14 protein-coding genes are annotated in these 16,824 nt (G+C 64.7%); 8 read left to right on the forward strand and 6 right to left on the reverse strand.

From position 1 onward, the window contains the following. Window positions 1-22: 22 nt before the first annotated feature. Complete coding sequence (locus OSH12_RS05960) at window positions 23-697, forward strand: HAD-IA family hydrolase (RefSeq protein ID WP_266342610.1); 675 nt, start codon at window positions 23-25, stop codon at window positions 695-697. 179 nt (window positions 698-876) lie between these two features. Continuing rightward, window positions 877-2,499, forward strand: a complete 1,623-nt coding sequence (locus OSH12_RS05965) for a GMC family oxidoreductase (protein WP_266342611.1) — start codon at window positions 877-879, stop codon at window positions 2,497-2,499. A 196-nt stretch (window positions 2,500-2,695) separates the two neighbouring features. Here the strand turns inward: OSH12_RS05965 and OSH12_RS05970 are convergent, their stop codons facing one another. From OSH12_RS05970 to OSH12_RS05995, 6 genes are all read right to left on the reverse strand, one after another. Then, window positions 2,696-3,721 carry a LacI family DNA-binding transcriptional regulator gene (locus OSH12_RS05970; RefSeq protein ID WP_323180606.1) on the reverse strand — a complete coding sequence of 342 codons (1,026 nt, stop codon included), beginning with the start codon at window positions 3,719-3,721 and terminating at the stop codon, window positions 2,696-2,698. A gap of 78 nt (window positions 3,722-3,799) precedes the next feature. Then, window positions 3,800-4,591, reverse strand: a complete 792-nt coding sequence (locus OSH12_RS05975) for an SDR family NAD(P)-dependent oxidoreductase (protein ID WP_266342613.1) — start codon at window positions 4,589-4,591, stop codon at window positions 3,800-3,802. A gap of 37 nt (window positions 4,592-4,628) precedes the next feature. Continuing rightward, window positions 4,629-5,588: an ABC transporter permease gene (locus tag OSH12_RS05980; RefSeq protein WP_266342614.1), complete on the reverse strand. Its 960-nt coding sequence runs from the start codon at window positions 5,586-5,588 to the stop codon at window positions 4,629-4,631. 6 nt (window positions 5,589-5,594) lie between these two features. After that, window positions 5,595-7,151: a sugar ABC transporter ATP-binding protein gene (locus OSH12_RS05985; protein WP_266343333.1), complete on the reverse strand. Its 1,557-nt coding sequence runs from the start codon at window positions 7,149-7,151 to the stop codon at window positions 5,595-5,597. A gap of 2 nt (window positions 7,152-7,153) precedes the next feature. Next, window positions 7,154-8,155: an ABC transporter permease gene (locus OSH12_RS05990; protein ID WP_266342615.1), complete on the reverse strand. Its 1,002-nt coding sequence runs from the start codon at window positions 8,153-8,155 to the stop codon at window positions 7,154-7,156. A gap of 149 nt (window positions 8,156-8,304) precedes the next feature. Next, the gene (locus tag OSH12_RS05995; protein WP_266342616.1) at window positions 8,305-9,405 is read right to left on the reverse strand and encodes a sugar ABC transporter substrate-binding protein; all 1,101 of its coding nucleotides are present in this window, start codon (window positions 9,403-9,405) and stop codon (window positions 8,305-8,307) included. Window positions 9,406-10,085: 680 nt separating this feature from the next. On the opposite strand from OSH12_RS05995, the gene OSH12_RS06000 reads away from it, so the two are divergent. The 6 genes from OSH12_RS06000 (at window position 10,086) to OSH12_RS06025 (ending at window position 16,743) form a co-directional block, all read left to right on the forward strand. Beyond that, on the forward strand, window positions 10,086-11,537 hold the full coding sequence (locus OSH12_RS06000) for an aldehyde dehydrogenase family protein (RefSeq protein WP_266342617.1): 1,452 nt from the start codon (window positions 10,086-10,088) through the stop codon (window positions 11,535-11,537). Between the two features lie 3 nt (window positions 11,538-11,540). After that, window positions 11,541-13,064: a xylulokinase gene (gene xylB, locus OSH12_RS06005; RefSeq protein WP_266342618.1), complete on the forward strand. Its 1,524-nt coding sequence runs from the start codon at window positions 11,541-11,543 to the stop codon at window positions 13,062-13,064. Continuing rightward, on the forward strand, window positions 13,057-13,776 hold the full coding sequence (locus OSH12_RS06010) for an HAD-IA family hydrolase (RefSeq protein ID WP_266342619.1): 720 nt from the start codon (window positions 13,057-13,059) through the stop codon (window positions 13,774-13,776). Before xylB ends, OSH12_RS06010 begins: the two co-directional genes overlap by 8 nt. Before the next feature lie 10 nt (window positions 13,777-13,786). Next, window positions 13,787-14,629: a MurR/RpiR family transcriptional regulator gene (locus tag OSH12_RS06015; protein WP_266342620.1), complete on the forward strand. Its 843-nt coding sequence runs from the start codon at window positions 13,787-13,789 to the stop codon at window positions 14,627-14,629. A 37-nt stretch (window positions 14,630-14,666) separates the two neighbouring features. After that, window positions 14,667-15,392, forward strand: coding sequence for a ribose 5-phosphate isomerase A (gene rpiA / locus OSH12_RS06020; RefSeq protein WP_266342621.1), 726 nt, complete (start codon window positions 14,667-14,669; stop codon window positions 15,390-15,392). Window positions 15,393-15,654: 262 nt separating this feature from the next. After that, window positions 15,655-16,743 carry a substrate-binding domain-containing protein gene (locus OSH12_RS06025; protein WP_266342622.1) on the forward strand — a complete coding sequence of 363 codons (1,089 nt, stop codon included), beginning with the start codon at window positions 15,655-15,657 and terminating at the stop codon, window positions 16,741-16,743. Window positions 16,744-16,824: the final 81 nt, after the last annotated feature.

A 16,824-nucleotide genomic window follows, 5' to 3' on the forward strand; every position in this document is an offset into this window, starting at 1 on the left:
TTTCTTCCGCAAGAGGGTTTCGATGACGACTGATGCGCTGTTCGGCGACCGCTCCTTCGCCGCGTTCCTGTTCGACATGGACGGCACCTTGCTGACCTCGATCGAGGCGGCGGAGCGCGTCTGGTCGGCCTGGGCTACTCGCCACGGTCTCGACCTCGCCGCCTTCCTGCCGACGCTGCATGGCAAGCGCGCCGTCGATACGGTTCGCCAGCTGGGTTTGCCGGGCGTCGATGCCGAGGTTGAGGCCGAAGTGATTTCGCAGGCCGAAATCGAGGACGTCGAGGGTGTCCGTGAGATCGGCGGGGCGGCATCGTTTCTCGCCTCGCTGCCGGCCGATCGCTGGGCGCTCGTCACCTCCGCTCCGCGCGCGCTTGCATTGGCGCGGTTGGGGGCTGCCGGACTGACGCCGCCGGCGGTCTTCGTGACTGCCGATGATGTCACCATCGGCAAGCCGGCGCCGGATGGCTATCTGATGGCGGCCAAGAGATTGGGCGTCGATCCGGCCGAATGCCTGGTGTTTGAAGATGCGCCTGCTGGTATCGAAGCGGGCGAGCGCGCGGGCGCCAGCGTCCTCGTCATTCAGGCGACGCATACCGCGCCGCTGGACTCGTCGCATCCCGCCATCGACCACTACGAGGGCGTGCGGGCCTCGACCAGCTCGGACGGACGGTTGACCCTGTCGCGTGTCGCCGCCTAGAGCGCTTTTGCAGAGCGTTTTGCGGAGCCATGCGCTAGGATTCGAAAATGCGGCGCGACGACGGGGGGAGACTGTCGACGTGCCGGGATTTGTGTGGGTCGAGCATGGACTTAGGTCGCGCGATGTAAGCTCGCGCGGACCTGGAATTCCTGTCGACGCATACGCTCGGGAGGAATGGAATGCCGGACTACATCATCGTTGGCGGCGGCTCCGCCGGTTGCGTCATGGCCGCCAGGCTAAGCGAGGATCCCGACGTGTCGGTCCTGCTGCTCGAGGCCGGCCCGCGCGATACCGATCGCTACATCCACATGCCGGTCGGCTTCTTCAAGATTTCCGCCGGCCCGCTTTCCTGGGGCTACGAGACGGAACCGGGGAAGGCCGTCAACGGCCGCACCATTCCCTATCCGCAGGGCCGCGTGCTCGGCGGCGGCAGCTCGATCAATGCGCAGGTTTTCACCCGTGGCTGTCCGGAGGATTATGACGCCTGGGCCGAGGAAGAGGGCTGCACCGGCTGGTCGTTCCGCGAGGTCCTGCCACTGTTCAAGCGTTCCGAGGACAACGACACCTTCGCCGGCGCCTATCACGGCCATGGCGGCCCACTTGGCGTCAGCAGCGGCAGCCCGCATCCGCTGACCCGCGTCTTCGTGCAGGCGGCGCAGGAAGCCGGCCTGCCGTTCAATCCGGACTTCAACGGCGCGCATCAGGAAGGCACTGGCTTTTACCAGACCACGACCCGCAAGGGAAAACGCTGCAGTACGGCGGTCGGCTATCTGAAACCGGCGCTCGGCCGGCCCAATCTCACCGTTCGCACCGGCGTGCTGACCCGCCGCATCGTCGTCGAATCCGGCCGAGCCGTCGGCGTCGAGATCGCCACCGATGGTCGTAGCGAGATCCTGCGGGCCGACCGCGAGGTGATCATCGCTTCGGGCGCCATCGGTTCGCCCAAGCTCTTGATGCTCTCCGGCATCGGCCCGGCCGCGCACCTGCGGGAACATGGCATCGGGGTTGTCAACGACCTGCCGGGCGTCGGCCAGAACCTGCAGGACCACACCAATATCGACATCGTCTATCAACTGAACGGACCGCACAGCTTCGACAAATACAAGAAGCCGCACTGGAAGGTGATGGCGGGGCTGGAATATCTGGCGCTCGGCAAGGGGCCGGTGGCGTCGAATATCGTCGAGGGCGGCGCGTTCTGGTGGGGCGACCGGGCGGAGAAGACGCCGGACCTGCAATTCCATTTCCTGCCCGGCGCGGGCGTCGAAAAGGGCGTCGGATCGGTGCCCGGCGGCAATGGCTGCACGCTCAATTCCTACCACACCCGCCCGCGCTCGCGCGGCTCGGTGACGCTGCGTTCGGCCGATCCGAACGACGCGCCGCGCATCGACACCAACGCGTTCTCCGATCCCTATGATCTGGCGCGCGCCATCGACGGCGTGAAGATCAGCCAGGAGATCATGGCGCAGGAGGCGTTTCGGCCCTTCATCGCGTCCGAATATATTCCGGGCAAGGGCGTGCGGACGCTCGCCGAATACCAGGAATTTGCCCGCTCGGCGGCGCGTACCGCCTATCACCCGGTCGGCACCTGTCGCATGGGGCTTGGCGAGGATGCCGTTGTCGATCCGGAACTGCGCGTGCATGGCATCGAGGCCCTGCGCGTCTGCGACAGTTCGATCATGCCGCGCCTGGTTTCGTCCAATACCAATGCCCCGACGGTGATGATCGGCGAGAAGGCGTCGGACCTGATCCGGGGCAACCGGGGTGCGCGCGAGATTGCGAGGGGCGAGGCGGTCGGGGCATAGGGAGGCCGCGATCCGCGGCCCTCACTCCAGACTAGTCCCAAGCTCGCCGTCATCCCGGCCTCCGACCCGGGATCCATTCAACCGGGTTGCCGAACGTGCGAGACTCCCGATAGCGCGGCTGCATGGATCCCGGGTCTTCGCCCGGGATGACGGCGAGTGGGCACAACGGGGAATGCTGCATCCCCATTGGAAAAATTCACCGCCGCGTCGTCGCCCGCTCGACCAGCCGGACCGGCACGGTGATCGTGCCGCCATCGGTGGGATCCGCATGCGTTTCGGCCATTCGCGCGTGCAGGATCTCGATCGCTGCGGCGACCATGGCCTGATGGCCATGCACCACCGTCGTCAGGTCGAATGAGCCCCAGGCGGCGGCAGGGACGTCGTCATAGCCGGCGACCAGTACGTCCTCCGGCACCCGCAGGCCGGCCCGGCGCAACGCATCGAGCGCGCCGAAGGCCATCAGGTCGTTGGCGCAGAATAGCGCGTCGGGAACCTCGCGCCGTTCCGCCATCGCGGCGGCGGCCTTGAAAGCGTCCTCGTAGAGGTAGTCGCCCATCGCGATCTCGATACGGTCGAAGCCATGCGCGTCGAGACGCTCGCGAAAACCGCGCAGGCGCTCGCCGCTGGCATAGTCGCTGGGCGTGCCGCCGATGAAGCCGAAGGATCTTGCGCCGCGCTCGACAAAGAGATCGGCGACCAGGGCCGCGCCACCGGCATTGTCGGAGCAGACAGACGCCACCCACTGGTTGTGCGCCGGCGTGTTGAACGAGACGATCGGAATTCGCAGGCGGGCGAATGCCTCGGCCGCTGCCGTGGTGACCACCGGCAGCGCGCTAACGATGGCGTCGACGCGGTAACTGGCAAGGCGCGGCAGGATTCCGTCCAGCGCATTGCCGCCATCGACGCTGGCCAGAAGCACCTGGTGCCCGGTTTCCTGCAACGCCTTCGAGAAGGCATCGACCGCGACCGCATAAAACGGGTTGGAGCTGTCGCCGATGACAATGGCGACGAGGTCGGAACGATGCTTCAGCAGCATGCGGGGCAGGAAATTGGGGCTGTAACCCAGTTCCTCGGCCGCTGCAAACACCTTGCGGCTGGTTTCTTCCGAAACGCTCTTGCCCTTGTTGAAAGCGCGAGACACGGCCGACTGCGAGACGCCCGCGAGGCGCGCCACATCCGTCGATGACGGGTACCTTCTCGACGACTTCATGTTGGCGACCATGGATGGGAGCGACGGGCGCCTGCGTAGCGCCCGCCTGTGCGAAGTTCAACGGAAACCTTAGCTTCCGGGCCGAAAACTTCAGATCGTCTTCAACATGCCGCCGTCGACGAAATAGGTCGAGCCAACGGAATAGCTGGCCCTTTCGGAGCAGAGGAACACGAAGAAGTCCGCGATTTCCTCCGGCGAGGCGAAGCGGCCGATCGGCGCGTTTTCACGCGCCAGATTGTCGATATAGCCCTTCCAGTCGCCGCCCGTGTCGGCCGTCAACTGCGTCGCCGTCTTGATCCAGTCCGGCGTCAGCACGAAGCCCGGATTGATGGCGTTGACGCGGATGTTGTGCGGGATGAATTCGGTCGCCATCGTCTTCGAAGCCATGATAAGCGCGGCCTTGGTGACATTGTAGATCGGCTCGTACCAGAGCGGCTGCGCGGCACAGATCGAGGCGTTGTTGAGGATGACGCCACCGCCGCGTCGAGTCATCGAAGGAACCAGCCCGCGCGCCAGCCGGATAGCCGCCATGACATGCAGGTCCCAGTAGAACTGCCACTTGTCATCCGGCGCATCCATGATGGTTTCGTTGCTGCCGGTGCCGGCATTGTTCACGAGGATGTCGGCGCCGCCGAAGGCCTCCTCGGTTGCCGCCAGCAGCCGGTCGCAGCCGAGCGCCGTCGCGACGTCACAGTCCACGGCGAGCACCTGAACAGCTTGCGCGGCGAGGATTTCGTCGCGCGCCGCCGCGAGCCGGTCGGTATCCCGCGCGGCGATCACGACATGCGCGCCCTCGGCGGCAAAACCCTTGGCGACCGCCAAGCCGATGCCAATGCTGCCGCCGGTTATGACGGCAACCTTGTCGCGAAGTCCGAGATCCATTCTTGTGCTCCTGGCCTCTTGGCGCTTTGAAAGCTCATTATTTGACGATCGGTATCTTCGATCGGTCGATGGTGATGGCGACGGCGGCGACGAGGACGACGCCGAAGACGATGTTCTGGGCGAAGATATTGACGCCCAGAAAGGTCATGCCGATCCGTACAACCGAGATGATCAGAGCGCCGACCAGGGTGCGCCAGATGCTGCCGACGCCGCCGGTAATCGCCGTGCCGCCGACAACGACAGCGGCGATTGAGGGCAACAACAACTCGCTCGCCAGCGTCGGGGATCCGCTGGCGAGCCGGCCCACAAGGATGATGCCGGCGAGCGCCGCGAAGCTCGCCGACAGCACGAAGGCGATGATCTTCTGCCTGTCGACTTTGACGCCCGAGGCATAGGCGGCCGGTTCGCCGGCGCCGATCGCCGCGCTGTAGCGGCCGAAGCGGGTGCGACTTTGCAGGACATGCGCGATGGCCAGCACGATCAGCGCGATGATGACGACGTTCGGGATGCCAAACAGAGTGCCGGTGATCCAGCCGAGATAGCCGCGCTCGCTTTCGCCAAGCGTGATCGAGCGCTCCCTCGATATGACGAGGGCGGCACTGGAGAGCACGCCGCCCATGGCGAGCGTGGCAATGAAGGAGGGGATGCGCAGCCGGACATGGGCGATGCCGGAAAGCAGGCCGGCCAGAGCGCCGAGCGCGAAGGCGAAGACGAAGGCGCCATAGCCGAGGCTGGAGAGAGTCAGCGCCACCACGACGCTGGAAAGCGAGGCCATCGACTGGATCGACAGGTCGATGCCGCCCAGCATGATGACGAAGGTGACGCCGGTCGCCAGGATGAACAGAACCGCTGTGTCGCTCGCGAGTTGCAGCAGCGTGTTCACTTCGAGGAAGGCGGGCTGAAATGCGCCGACCAGGATCACCAGAAGGATCAGCGTTGCGAGCGGCAACCATTGCCTCAGCCCATCGGTGCGGATTGTGTCGATTATGCTGTTCATCGCTCGCTACACCATGTGTCCGATGAGATCGACTTGCCGGGGTTTCTGGCCGGGTTCGGCGCCGACGCGGTGGGTGATGACGCCATCGCGCATCACCAGCACCGTGTGGCTGAGCCCGATCGTCTCCTCCAGCGTGTCCGAGGTCAGGATGACGGCGACACCTTCGGCGGTGACCGCGCGGATCAACTCGTAGACTTCTTCCTTGGCGCCGACATCGAGACCCCGTGTCGGATGATCGAGGATCAGGATCCTCGCCTTGGCATTCAGCCATTTCGCCAGCACGACCTTCTGCTGGTTGCCGCCGGAGAGGTTGAGGCAGAGCGTCTGGATGCCGGGCGTCCGGATCTTCAGCTTCTGCACCCATTCCTGCGCCAGTCGCTTTTCCTCGCGCGTGTCGATCAGGCCGTGCTTGGTCAGCGTGCCGAGATCGCCGAGCGTGATGTTGGCGGCGACGGGCAGAAACAGCACCAGACCCTCGACGCGGCGTTCGCGCGGTATGTAGCCGACGCCGATATCGACCGCCTCGGCCGGGGTACGCAGCTTCACCTCCTTGCCGGAAGCGATCAGCTTGCCGCCGTCATGCGGCGCGAAGCCTGCCAGCGTTCGCGTCAGTTCCTCGCGGCCGGAGCCGATGACGCCGGCAATGCCGAGGATTTCACCGGCGTGCAGCTGGAAGGAGATCTCGCGATAGGCGCCCTCATGGCTGAGATTGTCGAGCTCCAACACCACCTCGTCGCGAAACGGCTTCTGCAGAGGCTCGCGATAATATTCCGCCTGCAGGCTGCGACCGACCATCAGATGGTGCAACTGGGTGACATTGGCATCGGCCGCGACCAGGTCGGCGACGACCGCGCCGTCCTTCATCACATAGATACGGTCGGAGAGCTCCAGCACTTCGTCGAGTCGGTGCGAGACGAAGATGAAAGAGGCGCGAGCGCGCAGCGCGCGGACGCGGGCGAACAGGATGTCAATCTCGGCCCGCTCCAGCACCGAGGTCGGCTCGTCGAGCAGGATAACAAGGTGGCCGGGCGCGTTCTCCTCGAGCGTCAGCGCCTTGGCGAGCTCGACCATCTGCCTTGCGGCGAAGCCCAGATCTTCGGCGCGCATCTTTGGGTCGGCGTCAATCTGCACCTTGGCCAGCTGCCGCGAGGCGGCGGCGTAAAGCGACCGCCAGTCGACGATGCCGAAGCGGGTGAATTGCTTCTCGTTGCCGAGATAGATGTTTTCGCCGACGGTCAGGTTGGTCAGCAACGATTGCTCCTGGAACACCATGCCGATGCCCTGGCTCATGGCGTCTGAGGCGCTGACGAAGCGGGTCTTGTTGCCGTCGAGCCGGATGTCGCCTGAGTCCGGCTGGTAGACGCCGCTCAGAATTTTCATCAGCGTCGATTTGCCGGCGCCGTTCTCGCCGACCAGGCCGACGACTTCGCCGGGGCGGATCTCGATCGAGACGTCCTTCAGCGCATGGACGCCGGGGAAGCGCTTGTCGACATGGACGAGCGCGAGCGCGGGCGGGGCGGCCGTGGTGGAACTCGGCGCGGATGCGGGGGAGGCGCTGTCCATGTTCATTTGACGATCCGCATCCGTTTGCGATCGATCGAAAGCGCGACCGCCGCGATGATCATCAGGCCCTGCACACCGATCTGCACGCTGGGCGGCACGCCCATCAGCACCATGCCGTTCGACAGCACGACGACGATGAGAACGCCGACTAGGGTCTGCAGCACGCTGCCCTGGCCACCAGAAAGCGCCGTGCCGCCAACGACGACGGCGGTGACGGTGGTGAACAGCCGGCCGGTGCCAATCTGGGCGTTGCCGAGGCCGAGTTGGGCCGCCGCCAGAACGCCGCCGACAGCATAGAAGACGCCGGCCAGCGTGAAGGCCAGGATGCGGACGCGCCCGACCGGGATGCCCGAGAGAGCGGCCAGATCCTCGCCGCCGCCGAGCGCATAGATGTAGCGGCCGAGGCGGGTGTAGTTCTGGATGATCAGCGCGATCAGCAGGCAGAACAGGGCCAGCCATACGCCGAGGGGAAAGCCGAGGAAGCGCTCGATGGCGAGGCTGCGGATCATCGGGTCGTTGATGCGGATCGCCATGCCGCCGAGCAGCGCATTGGCGGCGCCGACGCCGACGAACCACATGCCGAGCGTCACCATGAAGGAGGGGATTTTCAGCCGGACATGGATGACGCCATTGGCGAAGCCGACGCCGGCGCCAACGAGAAGAACAATCAGGATGCCGAACATGCCAAAGGCATTGGAATTGGCGCCGTTCAGCACCAGCATCGACAGGATGACCGCGGAGAGGGTCAAGCCGCCCTCGACCGAAAGATCGATCGAGCCCATCAGAATGATGAAGGTTGCGCCTAGCCCCAGCACCAGCGGAATCATCGCCGCCTGGCTGATGCGCACCATGTTGCCGAAGGTCATGAAGTTGGGATTGATCAGTGTGATCAAGCCGCAGAGCAGCACCAGAACGATCAGCGGCGCCCAGGCCGCGATGCGCCAGCGGCGTCGAGCGGTCGGTTTTGCCGATTGGCTGGGAGAAATGGAGGCATCAAGGGTCATTCGCCGGATCGCCTTCTGGGATTCGATCAGGGTGCGCGCCGGTTCGGGGATTTCATCCCGTCACGCGGCCGCGTCCAGGACCGCCGGCTCCAATACGCAGGAGCCGGCGATGGGGCGCGCAAAAGGGCGCGCCCGCCCCCGGGAGGAGGTCAGTCGTACTGGATCTGGCCCGTGACGCGGCCCCAGATATCGTTCCAGTCCATCTTGGGTTCTGCCGCGATATTCTCGGCATAATAGGTATTGGCGTTCTCGTCGGTGATGATCACGCCCTTGCCGTAGAACTCGCGATGCTCCTTCGGCTCCTTGGCCGGATCGAAAACGCCCGTCTTGGCGGCGTAGCCGATGGCGAGGCCCATGCCGCCCTGCCAATAAGGATCCCAGGCGACAGTTCCGGCCAGTTCACCCTTCTGGATCGCCTCGACAGCGAGCTGGATGCCGTCAATGCCGGTGACCGGCACCTTGCCGGCGCGGCCATCGGCGCGCAGCGCTTCCACGGCGGCGAGCGCCATGTCGTCATTCGCGGCCCAGATGCCGGTGATCTGGTCACCGAACTGGGTGAGCCAGGCGTTGGTCTTCTCGAGCGCCTCGGTCGCCGACCAGTTGGCCACCTGGTAGTCGAGCAGCTTGACGTCTGGATTGGCGGCGAGCGCCTCCATCAGGCCCTTCTTGCGCTCGATGGCGGGCACGTTCGACTCGATGCCGCCGAGCGCGACGATGCCGCCCTTGCCGCCCATTTTCTTGATCAGCGTCTCGGCCATGGCCTTGCCGTAGGGCACGCCGCTGAAGGAGATGTGGGCTACGTAATTGGGATCGTAATCCCAGGGATGCAGGTCGGCCGGCTTGTTCCACTGGGTGACGACATAGGCGCCGGCGGCCTTGGCCGCGTCGATGATCGGGCGGGCGTCCGGGCTGTCGTTCGGATCGACGTTGATGACGGCATTGCCGCCGGTCTTGGCGAGGATCGCCTTGATGTCCGCGATGCCCTTCTCGCTGTTGCCCTCGGTGACGAGGGTGACGTAATCGGCCCCGACGGACTTGGCAAAGGCAGCGCCGCCCTTGTTCCATGTCGCGTGATAGGGGTTCGACAGCGAGCGGATCGAGTTGACGACCGTCGGCTTGTCGGCGGCGAAGGCCGGTCGGGTGATGATGGCCGGGAAAACGCCCGCCATGCCGATGAGGCCCGCACCCTTGAGGATGTCACGCCGCTTGATCGGCTTACCCAACGCGCCGGAGATGAGTTTGTTGACCATTGATCACTCCTCCCTGATGGAGGCGCCCAGGCCGTAGGAGCCTCGCTGTTTTTTGTCGTCTCCGGTTATCCGTTCCCCTGATCTTCCGCCGCCGGCGAAGGGCGTTGGCGCGCCTGTCGTCCGGCCTGATGGTTGGCGGTATGTCACTCGGACCTTCCGCAACGACCGCTTATGAAACTCGGCCTTGCATAGCTATGCACGCGACTTCGGGGCTGTCAATCGAGTGTTCCGGCGCTTCCGGTGAAACCCGGTTTCGTGCTTGCCGGGTAAGTACCCCGGTCCAGTCCTTGGACGGTTTCGCTCGGCCCGCCACCGTGCGGTTCGGCCCTACATGACGTGTATCCGTTGTCGGTACCCGTCTTGTAGTAAAACTATCAATTGTTGCGAAATGTGGCGTGGGATGGACCAAAGGTGGTCCTCTTGCCAAGCCTGTCTCTCGCCGCCCAGGCAAAGTAGTTATTTGATATTAGTCAGTCTCTCAAGTGGTTTAGTCAATTTTCGCCCTGCCTTGTCCCCGGGTTGATGAAACGCTTCGGGAGTGGCCTTGCGTCGATGTAGTTATGCTATATTCTGCCCGAAAGCTCGGCCCAGGAGGGGCTGTCTCGCGACAAGGTTGTGCTTCGATTTAGCCGGGTGCTCACGGGCGTCGGGCCGCAGGGACGGATGAAATGATCTCGGAATTGAGTGGCAAATTATTCATCGGCGGTCGCTGGACCGCTGGTGCCGGCGCCCGCATCGCGGTGAAAAACCCGGCGACGGACGAGGTGATCGGCGAGATCGCCGCTTCGACCGCCGACGAGATCAACCAGGCCGTCGCCGCCGCGCGACAGGCGTTCCGCGGCTGGGCCGATTTGCCGGCCAAGGCGCGCTCGGCGGCGCTGCATCGGTTGGGCGATGCGATCGCCGCCGATGCCGATCGCATGGCGCGGATCATGACGATGGAGCAGGGCAAGCCACTGAACGAAGCGCGCGGCGAAATCCTCAAGCTCGCCGAAGCCTGCCATTTCTACGCCGAGGAAGCCGTGCGCGTGCATGGCGAGATCGTGCCGGGCGACACCACCGACCATCACAGCCTGGTCCTGCGCGAGCCGATCGGCGTCGTCGGCGCGATCACGCCGTGGAATTACCCGGCCGAGCTGGTCGGCTGGAAGCTGTGCGCGTCGCTCGCCGCCGGCTGCACCATCGTCATCAAGCCGGCCGATCTGACGCCGTTCACCGCGCTGGCGATCGCCGAAAAGGTCGAGGAAGCAAAGATCCCGGCCGGCGTCGTCAATGTCGTGACCGGCCCTGGCTCGGTGGTCGGCCAGGCGCTGGTCGAGCATCCCGGCGTCGACAAGATCGCCTTCACCGGCTCGAGTGCTGTCGGCCTGCGGATCCAGCAATCGGCCACCACGGTCAAGCGCATGTCGCTGGAGCTTGGCGGCAACTGCCCGATGATCGTGACGGAAACGGCCGATCTCGACGCGGCGGTGAAGGGCGCTGTCCGGCGTTCGTTCCGCAACATGGGCCAGATCTGCATCGCGATTAACCGCGTCTATGTCGCCCGCCCGATCTACGAGGCGTTCCTCGCCAAGGTGAAGGTCGCGGCCGAGAAGCTGACCATCGGCAACGGCATCGACCGGCCGGACGCCGATCTCGGCGCCATGGCCTCGGCCGATCCGCTCGCCAAGACGAAGGAGCATCTCGCCGATGCGCTTGCCAAGGGCGCGCGGCTGGTGACCGGCGGCGCGGCGCCGGAAGGCGAAGAGTTCGCCCATGGCCATTTCTTCCGCCCGACCGTGGTCGCCGATTGCACGCATGCCATGAAGGTGATGAGCGAAGAGACGTTCGGGCCGCTGCTCGGAATCGCGCCCTATGACGGTCTCGACGAGGCGATCGCCCATGCCAACGATACGCCCTACGGGCTTGCCTCCTATGTCTATGCCAAGGATATGGACGAGGTGCGCTATCTGTCGACCCGGCTCGACTATGGCAATGTCGCCGTCAACAACGTCGATGCCGGCGTGATGAATGCGCCCTATGGCGGCCGCAAGCAGAGCGGTGTCGGCTATGAGCATGGCCGCGAGGGGATGCTCGAATACTTCAACTTCAAGCATGTCCGCATCCGCCATGATGATCCCAAGGGGCGCTAGGCGATGACGACAGCGCTTCTGGGGATCGATATCGGCACGTCCGGCTGCAAGGCGCTTCTGATCGACGCCGAGGGCTCGGTGCTGGCCAGTTCTACCGCTACCTACGGCCTGTCGCAGCCGCGGCCGGGCTGGACCGAGCAGGATCCGGCGCGCTGGATCGAAGGCGCGCGGCAGTCGGTCGCGAGCGTCCTCGCCGAGAGAGGCGACGTCGAGATCGCGGGCATCGGCCTGTCCGGCCAGATGCACGGCCTGACGCCGCTCGACGAGGCGCATCGCGTGCTGCGCCCGGCACTGCTCTGGAACGACCAGCGCAACGGCGCTGAATGCGCCGAGATCACGGAGCGGGTTGGCGGACTCGAGGCACTGCTGAGGCTCACCAACAACCGCATGCTGGTCGGCTATACCGGCGGCAAGATCGTCTGGATGCGCAATCACGAGCCGGAGCTTTATGCGAATCTCCGCCATGTCGTGAACCCGAAGGACTATCTGCGCCTCGTGCTGACCGGCGAGATCGCGACCGAGGTTTCGGACGCCTCCGGCACCGGCCTGTTCGACGTGCGTAAACGGGCTTGGTCCGGCGAACTGCTCGAGCGGCTCGACATCGATCCGGCGCTGCTTCCGGCCTGCCATGAATCGCAAATCGTCACCGGGCGGGTGAACCGCTCGGGCGCGGCGCTGTTCGGCCTGCCCGAAGGTATCCCCGTCGTTGGCGGTGGTGGCGACAGCGTGATCCAGACGCTCGGTTCCGGCGTGATGATGCCGGGCGAGTTGCAGACGACGATCGGCACGGCTGGCATTGTCGCGAGCGCCTTGGAAGCGCCGGAGGACAATCCCGACGGCCGGCTGCAGGTGTTCTGCAACGTCGCGCCGGACATCTGGCACTGCATGGGCGTTTCGCTCAATGCCGGCGGCGCGATGTCGTGGTTCCGCGATACGATGGGATCGCTGGGGCAGGGGTCGGAAAAGCTCTCCTTTGACGAGATCGTGGCCAGGGCGGCAGCGAGCCCGGCCGGCGCGAAGGGCCTGTTCTTCCTGCCCTATCTTTATGGCGAGCGCTGTCCGCATCCCGATCCGATTGCGCGCGGCGCATTCGTCGGCCTGACCGCCCGGCACGATGGCGGCGATCTCTCGCGAAGCGTCATGGAGGGCGTCACCTATGCGCTGCGCGACATTCACGGCCTGATGCAGCAGATCGGCATGCAGCACAGCGTCATCAAGGCGTCGGGCGGCGGCGCTCGTTCGGCGCTCTGGCGCCAGATGCAGGCCGACCTGTTCGATTGCGAGGTGGTGACGACCGAGGGCGCGGCCGAGGGCGGCGCGTTCGGCGCGGCGCTGGTGGCGGGCGTTGGCGTCGGCATCTGGCCGGATGCACGATCGGCGGCGCAGGTCTGCAGGCCGCTGACGCGGCAGCAGCCCGATCGCGCGAACGGCGATACGTTGCGCCGGGCGTTTGCCATCTTCGAAGGCCTCTATCCGGCCTTGTCGCAGAGTTTTTCCGCCATTTCGGAAGCCGGGCTCGATGCGTGACGAAGCCGGAATGGGCGACAGAGAGATCGACATGACCAAGAAGCCGGCCGCCTTTGGGGCGCTGATTTTTGACCTCGACGGCACGCTGATCGACAGTGCGCCGGATATCGCGGCGGCGGTGAATGCCTATCTGCGTTCGCGCGGCTGGCCGGAGCAGGAGACGGAATTCGTCGAGCGCTTCATCGGCAATGGCCCGCGCCGCCTTTTGCTCGACATGCTGGTCGAGCTTGGCCTGCCGAGTGATGACGAGACGATCGCCGCTGCGCATGCCGCCTATCTCGCCCATTATGGCGAGGCGCCGGCCCGGCTGACCAAATTCTACAGCCATGTGCGCGAGGATTTGACCGCCCTGAAGCAGGCCGGATTCCGCCTCGGCATTTGCACCAACAAGCCGCATGCGCTGACGCTTCGCGTGCTCGACCTGCTCGGCATCGCGCCGCTGTTCGACGCCGTGCTCGGCGCCGATGCGGTTCCGGCCTGCAAGCCGGATCCCGGCCATCTTCTGGCGGTGGCGAAGCTCATGCAGCTTGCCGATGGCGAATGGGCCTATGTCGGCGACACGACGGTGGACCAGGCGACGGCGATTGCCGCCGATGCGCCGTTCTTCGTCGTGCCCTGGGGCGGCGGCAAGCTGGTGCCCACAAAGCCCGAACAGCGGCTGACGCGGTTGCTCGATCTCCTGGCCTATCGGCCGGTCCAACAGGCAAGCTGAGGGAAGCACGATGTCGGCCAACAGCCTGCTGCAGCGCATTCTCCAGGAACATGACCGGATGGGCCCGGCCGAGCAGCGGCTGGGCACTTTCGTCAAGACCCATCCAGGCAAAGTCATCCATATGAGCATGGCGCGGCTGTCGCAGGAGTGCGATGTCAGCGACCCGACCGTCATGCGCTTCTGCCGCCGCTTCGGCTTCGAAGGCTACCAGGATTTCAAGCTCAATCTGGCGCAGAGCCTCGTTCCCTCGGCGCCGTTCGCCTATGAGCAGATCGTGCCGGGCGACTCGATCGAAAACATCGTCCGCAAGACCGCGCGCAATTCGCTGAACGCCATCCAGCGCGCGCTGGAAGATCTGCTGCCTTCCCAGATCGAGGAGGGTGCCAAGCTGCTGCAGGCGGCAAGCTGGGTCGGTATCTACGCCACCGGCATCTCCGAGGTGACGGCGGTCGACGCAGAGCACAAGTTCCAGCGCCTCGGCATGCGCTGCGCCGCCGTCATGGGCCGTACCAAGCAATGGCTGCATGCGGAGGCTTCGCGGCCCAACGAAGTCGCACTGATCTTTTCGCAGTCCGGCCACACCAAGCAGATGATTGAGCTGGCCATCGCCGCGCGCACAGGCGGCGCGCGCGTCGTCTCGATCACGGCGGCGGACAGTCCGTTGGCGCATGTCTCCGACGTGCTGATCGCGGTGACACCTTACGACCGCACCGAACTGCTGACGCCGCTCGCCTCGCGGCTGAACCACCATCTGGTGATCAACATGCTGGTCACCTCGATCGCCGTCACCAGCGGCAGCGAGTTCCCCGACCAGCTTCCGGCGCTCGATTCCTGGCAGACCGACAAGATCTGACCGCTGCCCGATCCGTCTCGCATTCGAAGGACAAGACATGACCGCACAGGATGAAGCTAAGAAGGTTCAGGATGAGGCGAAGAAGGTTGCCGGCCGCAAGGTGATCGAGGAGTTCGTGCGCGACGGCATGAAGCTCGGCCTCGGTTCCGGCACGACCTCGCATTTCTTCGTCCGCGAACTCGGCAAGCATGTCGCGGCCGGGCTCAAGGTGACCTGCACCACCACCTCGCGCGCCACCAACGACGTCGCCCGCGAGGTCGGCATCAAGATCACCGACCCGAACGAGATCGGTGAACTCGACCTGACCGTCGACGGTCCCGACGAGATCGACCGCCAGTTCCGCATGATCAAGGGCGGCGGCGCCTGTCTGCTGTGGGAGAAGATCGTCGCGCATGCCTCGAAGCAGATGATCACCATCTGCGACGAGACCAAGATCGTCGATCAGCTTGGCGGATTCCCGCTGCCGGTCGAGGTCGTGCAGTTCGCCTGGAAGCAGACCGAGCGCATGGTTTCGCGCCTGCTGGCCGAGCATGGCATCGCCGACGCTGTGATCGTTCGGCGCATGCGCGACGGCCAGCCGGTTGTCACCGACAGCGGAAATTTCATCCTCGATTGCCGCTGCGCCGTCATTCCCGAGCCGGAGCGGCTGGAGATCGAGCTGAACCAGATCCCGGGTGTCGTCGAGAACGGGCTGTTCACGAGGGAATCGCAGGGCATGGTTGTCGGCTGCTTCGACGGCACCGCTTATGTTGCCATGCGGTGATGTAGTAAAACGAACATTCCGCGTTCGGATGGTTGGATGCCCGGCAAAGCGAGTTGCCCCGTAGCTGCGGGGTGACGGAGGCCTCGCCTTGTCTGGATTTTTGATAAATTCGGCTGCAAAATCAATTGTTTGTGGCCAAGTTTGTTTCGACTGGCAGGTGCGTATCGCCCGTCCTGCCATTGACAGTTTCGATTGATGTAGTGAAACTAGATTTATTCCGGTCGGCAGGGATTAGGGAGCCGATGGGACATGGGAGGATCCAATGACAAACGCCAGTAATCTTAGTCGTCGCGGCCTGCTCAAGGCTGGCGCGGCCCTCGGTGTCGGAGCGATGGTGGGCGGGAGCGGCCATGCTTTCGCGGCTGACCGCGTCTTCGTTCCCTACAGCAACAAGAGCCTCGACTACTATTTCTTCGTCATCCAGGAAGAGGCCGTGAAGCGCGCGGTCCAGGCGAACAAGTGGGAATTCCAGGCGACCAACGCCAATTTCGACAACACCCGCCAGTTGGAGCAGTGGCAGAGCCTTATGCTCTCCGACCCCTCCGCGATCATCAGCGATCCGATCGACAGCCAGGCGATCGTCTCGGCGATCCGCCGCTATAACCAGAAGGGCATTCCGGTCGGCATCATCGACACGCCCGCCGATGGCGGCGACGTCGCGATCACCGTGTCGTTCGACAATTTCCTCGGCGGCCAGATGGCGGCCCAGGAGATCATCAAGCGCCTTGTCGAGAAGCATGGCAGCGCGAAGGGCACCGTGCTGAACTGCTTTGGCGCGCTGCAGAGCGTCGCCTGGCGCCTGCGCAAGGAAGGCATGGACGCCGAGTTCGCCAAGCATCCGGAGATCAAGTATCTCGCCCGTCCGACGGAAGGCGCGCTCGACCAGATGCTGGCCGTGACGCTCTCGACGCTGTCGGAATTCCCGGATCTCGACGCCGTCCATGCTCCGTCCGACTCGCCCTCGCGCGGCATCGTCACGGCGCTGCAGCAGAAGGGTCGCTGGAAGAAGGTCGGCGAGGAAGGCCACGTCATCTTCGTCAACATCGATGGCGAGCCGGTGGCGCTGAAGTGGATCCAGGACGGCTTCATGGATGCCTGCGTGTCGCAGGACCCGATCGCCTATGGCCAGATCGCGGTCGAGATGCTCGGCACCTATTCGATGAAGAAGCAGCCGGTTCCGATCGGCCCGTACGAGAACAAGAAGTACTTCTGGGAGAAGGGCGAGATCGTTGCCGGCAAAACCGGCCCGACGCTGATCATTCCGCCCTTCATCATCGACAAGTCGAATTCCGCCGATCCGCGCCATTGGGGCGCGATCGCCGAGACCGAGTGGAAGATCCCCTACACATAGTCGGTATAGGCGCCGCGCCGGGGAAATCCTCCGGCGCGGCGTCGCCTTCTGTTCAGCCGCGCTTGATGCGCGGCCATTGCG

The organism is Kaistia terrae (assembly GCF_026344005.1).
Taxonomy (GTDB): domain Bacteria; phylum Pseudomonadota; class Alphaproteobacteria; order Rhizobiales; family Kaistiaceae; genus Kaistia; species Kaistia terrae.